Origin of the sequence: Clostridium tagluense, from assembly GCF_003865095.1 — a bacterium.
GTDB lineage: Bacteria > Bacillota > Clostridia > Clostridiales > Clostridiaceae > Clostridium_AD > Clostridium_AD tagluense.
Genome location: NZ_BHYK01000069.1, coordinates 1 through 6,603, shown reverse-complemented (window position 1 = coordinate 6,603; position 6,603 = coordinate 1). Strand labels below are relative to the sequence as shown.

Here is a 6,603-nt window from a genome sequence, read left to right as displayed (position 1 = left end):
TTACACCATGATAATAGTAAGTAATACTAGAGGGTAGCGTCATACTTTTTTCTTTGCCACTTTCCTCATAATAAACAATATTACCAACTATGCTGTTTACAGTTACGGTCACTGGTTGTCTTACCTTCCCATAAACCTTTGTAATTTCTGCATCTTCTATTTTAAGTCTATAGGTTGCCCCAACTTGAAGTAATGCTTTATTATCTCCCACAGATAGAACCCCTTTATTTGTTAACACTTCATCTTTTGCTAGATTGTCATAGGACTGCGAATTGTCTTGTATAATGCAATCCGAATATAAATTTACTGAATCAGAAAAGATTACTCCAGTAGTAGCTGTAGCACTCTTTACATTAGTGTCAAGAAGTCTATCAAACATTACTGCTGCGGCCCTTATCGTCGCCTTATCACTTTTTTTAAAGACTAATTTATCTGTGATTTTTAAATTTTGCGCCTTACCCAAATAATTTAACGGCCAAGTTCCTGTTAAATCACTATCTGCATAACCTAATAATTTTACAAGCACAGTACAAATTTCAGAATAAGTTATGGAAGCTTCAGGGTGAAATTTTCCATCTGCCATACCGCTGATTAGTTGTTTATTTAGCAATATATTTACATAACCGCTTAGATCACTATAAGATGCAATATCAGCAAACACAGTGGAACCCTCCATACCAGAGGCTTCATCTAGTAAATTATCCGCTATTACTACAGCTTTAGCAAATTGACCTCTTGTCATATCCTTAGTAACATTAGTTACTGAACTTTCCATTATTCCAAGTTGCTTCATCCTTGAAACTGCTGCTGCGTAGTCAATGGTATCTGCTGCAAAGGCAAAACTTGAGCTTATTGTACTTATTAATATGGTTAGTATTAAAAAAATACTCAATGTAGATTTTCTGATTTTCATTTTTACACCTTCCTTTTTATTATTCACGCATAAATTAGAGCTTGTCCTAGAGTCTGATTTATCCCATATTTCCATATTTCCCCAGGGGCCTGACCCCTATTCATATTTTATAGCTTCTATAATGTTGAGCTTCGAAGCTTTTGAAGCTGGTCCCACTGAAGCTATAATCATAACAAGTGTACCCAATATAAATGCTACAGAAAAAGTTTTTACGGAATAATGCATTGGTAATAAGAAATTCAAAGTAGAATTCATTAAATATTGAGTAGTAGAAACCAATAAAATGCTTGAAATAATTCCTACAATTCCTCCGATAGCTCCTCCTGTAAAGGATTCAATAAAAAGTATTTTTATGTTTTGCCTTTTGCTCATACCTAAGGAACGAAACATAGCTATAGATCGTTTTCTCTCAATAAAACTAATCATGAAATTATTAATTATGCCAAAGCTTCCGATTATCATTGCCATAATTGCAAAGCCGTTTAATAATGTCATATACATAGCATTACCTTCAACATTAGCAATAGTCATAGCCTCAATAGTCTCTGTATACATTCCACTTTTAGAATACTTTTTATCTATGGCTTTTTTTACTCCACTGGCTGCTATATTTGTTTTAACACAAAACTGAGAATACTTTTGTACATTCATATCCTGTTTAAAATATTTATCTGATATAAATGCCATATTTCCATTGTTCCACTGATAATCAACAACTCCAACTACAGTGTATTCTCTTTTGGTTTTATTTAGTTCCAAAGTAAGCTTATTTCCTTTTACTAAATTTAGCCTATCCCCTAAACTTTTTGTTATAATCATATTTCTACCCATGGAAAGATCCGTAAGCATTGCTTCTTTATCCCCTAAAAATTTCATATCATAATAATCTGAAAATTTTCTATTGTTAACCCCGTCTACTTCACCAATAGTTTCTTTGCTGTTATTAATTTTCACTTGAGAAGTTTGGTAAATTCCATAAACACCTTCTACGCCTTTTATATTTCTAATCTTATTTTCAATTTCATTATTTAATTCACTGCCATAAATAAACATTTCAAATTTCATTTGTTTATAAACCCTAGGAATTTCTATAGCCATACTACTACTAATTGTACTTATCATTAGTAAAGCAGACATGCCTATAGCCAAAAGGGCAATATTATTAAGTACACTCTTATTCCCTTTTAAATTTTTAGCTGCAATAACTCCTTCGTTTCCAAAAATATAGCTATACAATTTTTCAAGAACCACTACAAAAATGCTAGTTATATAGGGTACCAAATAAACTGTTCCCACAAATACAAGTAACATAGCTAACCCATCAATTAAACCCGCTAAATTTTTTGGTACAATTCTAGGTGCTATGATAGCAAATAAAATAGCTATTATACCAAAAACCAGTTTCCAATGTTTATTTTTTCCGTTCCTTGTAACATTATTTAATACAATATCTTTTACAGATATTTTAGATATATTTATAATTGGTATCATAGAACTTACAAGGGATAATATAACTGACAGAATAAAGGCACCTATCATTTGACTAGTTGTATAATTAATAGTAGTCTTTATTCCCCCAAACATTTGGGCAAATACAGTTGCCATTAAATACAATACTCCAAATCCTACGATTATCCCTGTTATTCCGCCAATAATCCCATATATTATACTCTCACCTAAAAGTACTAAATTCATCATTTTTTTTGTAGCACCTATACTTCTAAAAGTACCGACTATAGGTATTCTTTCTGCAGTTATTACCTTAAATGCGGAGTAAATTATAAACATACTAATAGCAAAAACAACCATTCCCATCATTTTTAAAGGAACTACTATACCATTAGAAGCATCTGCTAAATCTTTATCAGTTATTGGTTCTTTTACAGAATAATCCTCATAAATCTTTGATAACCTATCTATAGTATTTTGCTTTTGGAGAGGATTTTTAGTTTTAATATACAAAATGGAAACCTTACCGCGTCCCTCCCCCATATTATATAAGACATCCTTTGGAACTATCCCCATAGTATTCTGTTTTTCTGACAAAAAAAGCCCTGCAATTTTTGCTATGCCTACAACTTCGAATCTTGACCGGGCATCCTTTATATCTACATTTATAAAATCCCCCAATTTAAGTTTATATTTCTCTGAGGTATTTTTACTAATAATAATCTTTTTACCAACAAAACTTTCTGGTTTCACCTCATTTTCAAATACTAAGGGACTTAGTACTTCCAGTTCTTTTAAGTCATATCCATTTAAGTTTATATTTACGTTTACGTCCTTATCATTTGTATCCTTAAAAGATCCTGTAAGCTGAATTGCTCCTATAATATAATCCATATCTCCTTTAATAGCATCAGCCTTTTTCGCATACAAAAATGCTGAGGGAGATTTTTCATTTGCTGTTACTATAATTTCTGCACTTCCCACATAGCTGGTTATATAACTTGAAAACATCTCTACTATGGTAGTTGACATAGCACTAGATGCAAAATACAGCGCAGCTGACATCATAATTGAAAATATTATTAGAAAAGTCCTAAATTTCTTTTCTTTTATGTTGTTCCAAAGAAATTTAACAATTATTTTCATTTTACCACTCTCCAGTTAAATATTTTAAACTGTCATACTATATTTTGCTGTATCTTCCCATCCTTAACATATATTATTCGCTTACCATATTCTGCTGCTTCTTTTGAGTGAGTTACTTGAACAATTGTCTTACTATTTTGTATATTTATTTTTTGTAAAAGTTCCATTACATCTGTTCCTGATTTACTATCCAAGTTTCCTATAGGTTCATCCGCAAAGATAACATCCGGTTCATTAATCAATGCTCTTGCTATTGCAACTCTTTGCTGTTGTCCTCCTGAAAGCTCCCTTGGAGTATGTTTTCTTCTACTAGAAAGATCAACAATATCCAATATATCATCTAACCTATCTTTATAGTCTTTCATCCTTTTTCCATCCAGTAATATTGGAAGCATAATATTTTCTTCTACATTTAGATTAGGAATGAGATTATAAAACTGAAATACGAAACCTACATCACGTCTTCTCATTATGCTCTGCTCTTTATCTTTCATATTTGATAGTTCTCTTCCATTTATTTTTATACTCCCTGAACTAGGTTTATCAAGGCCACCAAGGAGATATAGTAGTGTACTCTTGCCAGATCCAGAAGGTCCCATAATGGAAACAAAATCACCTTTATGTATATTTAAGTCTATATTTTTTAGCACTTCTACTTCTATATCCCCTAATTTAAAGCTCTTATATAATCCTGCAGCTTCAATAACCACATCCATTATTTTATAAGCCCCCCTTTATTATTTTTTAATTTTTATTTTTATTTCTATATTTGCATTCATCCCACTTTTTATTTCAGCTACATTGCTAATTGCAAAAGTTACAGGATAAGTAGTTGTACCATTTACTGTAGTTCCTTCGACTGCAATACTTGTAACCGCAAGTTCTAAAGGCTTTGTGGAGGTTTGGGCAAGTGCATCAACCTTAACGCTTGCCTTTTGTCCTACTTTTATCTTTACAATATCAATATCATCAATAGGAACCACAAGTTCCATATGCATTAAATCAGACAAGTAAGAAATTGCCTCTCCAGCTTTTGGTATTTCCCCCACTTTTATATTTTGTTTTGATATTATTCCATCCATAGGTGAATATATTTTATAATCCTCAAGTTGTTTTTTTGCATAATCAAGCTGTGTTTGAAGGTCCTTTATTTTAAGTTCTGATGCATCCTTTGTAGCTACAACAGCTTCATTTGTAAGCGTCATAAGCATAGTACCCTTATTTACAAATTGATCTTCCTTCAAATCTATATTATCTACTTTACCATCAGAATCACATTGTACAACTTGACTACTAGCATAGGATAATAAACCACTTTCCGGACTTGATATAGGCCCTTTAGCGCCCTGAATATCTGCACTAGCTTTCTGTCCATCTTTTATTGCACCAGGGTTGTTTATTAAAATTTCCACACTAAATAATTTACCATTCTGTTCTGTAGAATGTGAGTTAGAATTTATATATGATACTATTCCTGTTACAGACTGACTTGTAGATGTTAAATACACTGTTGCTTTAAGTCCAATTTTAACGTTTTTTATTTGCTCACTATTAAAAGACACCGTTAATTTTAATTTAGTTCTATCAGCAATAGTGACTATAGGAGCGCCCTTTAAAATTATATCCCCCTTTTTTACAAGTATATTTGATACTTGTCCACTAATTGGTGCTGCTGATGCTAATTTTCCTATTAGAGCAGAATTGTTACTTTGCTCTAATTTAGCTTGTTCTATAGCATTCATAAGTTTATCTACATTGGCATCTACTGCTGAACTATCGATTTCAAACATTAAATCCTTTGTTTTCACTTTATCTCCTTCTTTAAAATAAACCTTTTTAATTTTACCGTTCACTGCTGGAGTTACCTCAAATTTGTTAGATGATTTTATAGTTCCTGAAGCAGTAACTATTTCAAATGGCACAACTTTTGTTGTTACTGAGCCCTTTTGATTTGCTGCAAGTTTATTTTTTCTATCCCTCATAACTTTTACTGAAGCTAAACTAACTATTATAATTACAACAATACTACCAATTACTATTTTTCTATTAACTTTTAAACTACTTAGTTTCACAGTTTTCCCCCCTTAAATATATTAGTGAATTCGAAAACCTTTCATAGTTTCCTAGATGTATTTTTTAACTCCTAAAGGTTAAATTTAACATACAATAAATTAACAATTCAGTTAAACTTTAATTCAATTTTCTTTACATGTCAATACATTATTGTAATTACACCGCTGATTTCTCCCAATTAATTTTTAACATATTTACCCAGATGTCTAACATATTTACCCAGGGTTCTGACCCCTTATAGCGCTTTCCACAAACTTTTTATATAATTCTTTTTCTTCTCCTTTGTTGAAATATGAAAGTACTCTTTTGGGTGTTATTAGCTTATCCTCTTTTTCTCCTGTGTACACAGTATAACTACTCCAGCGGTAATCCTCAGGTTTTTCAACCATTTGGGCCCTTACTGGATTGAGGTGCACATATCTACTAACTTCTAGCATGTATTTATCATCTTCAATTAGTTCTGACTTATATCTACCTTGGAATAAATGTCCTATGTAATTATATTTCTTATTAAAATTCCCTGCATATCTGCTATGTGCCCTTCTTATAAAATCAGATATATCACAATCTGTTGTTTCAATTACAAGATGTACGTGATTTGTCATTAAAGCATACGCAATTATGTAATGTTTATTTTCATAATATTCCACAGCCTCTTTTATGTAATTTAAATATAATTTATAATCTGTTTCATCTTTAAATATATTACTTCTATGATTTCCCCTTGCTGTCACATGCAATATAGCACCATCATACCATTTATGTTTTTTTCTAGGCATATTTAGCTCCTTTTGATCTTTTATTTTAGCATTTATAATTATTAACTAATTATTTTTATTTCAAACAAAAAAAAGAGAGCCGCCACAAAAATGACGATTCTCTTTATTACATATTTACATATTTACCCAGGGGCCTGACCCCTTCTTAATAAATGTCAACTATCTTACCATCGACACCTAAAACTAAGGTTTTAAAATCTTTAATATTAACATTAGTTAAAAAATTCTCTATACTGCCATCAT

5 protein-coding genes are annotated in these 6,603 nt (G+C 31.3%); all 5 read right to left on the bottom strand.

The annotated features are described in order from the left end of the window. Window positions 1–913 (bottom strand): S-layer homology domain-containing protein (locus tag Ctaglu_RS24130; protein WP_185732956.1); only part of this gene is annotated, 913 nt, incomplete at its 3' end. A gap of 96 nt (window positions 914–1,009) precedes the next feature. Next, window positions 1,010–3,508 (bottom strand): ABC transporter permease, encoded by a 2,499-nt coding sequence (locus tag Ctaglu_RS24125; protein WP_125006554.1) that lies wholly within the window; start codon window positions 3,506–3,508, stop codon window positions 1,010–1,012. A gap of 32 nt (window positions 3,509–3,540) precedes the next feature. Then, window positions 3,541–4,224 (bottom strand): ABC transporter ATP-binding protein, encoded by a 684-nt coding sequence (locus tag Ctaglu_RS24120; RefSeq protein ID WP_125006552.1) that lies wholly within the window; start codon window positions 4,222–4,224, stop codon window positions 3,541–3,543. A gap of 21 nt (window positions 4,225–4,245) precedes the next feature. Beyond that, window positions 4,246–5,580 (bottom strand): efflux RND transporter periplasmic adaptor subunit, encoded by a 1,335-nt coding sequence (locus Ctaglu_RS24115; protein WP_125006550.1) that lies wholly within the window; start codon window positions 5,578–5,580, stop codon window positions 4,246–4,248. Window positions 5,581–5,796: 216 nt separating this feature from the next. Beyond that, complete coding sequence (locus tag Ctaglu_RS24110; RefSeq protein WP_125006548.1) at window positions 5,797–6,360, bottom strand: transposase; 564 nt, start codon at window positions 6,358–6,360, stop codon at window positions 5,797–5,799. Window positions 6,361–6,603 lie beyond the last annotated feature (243 nt).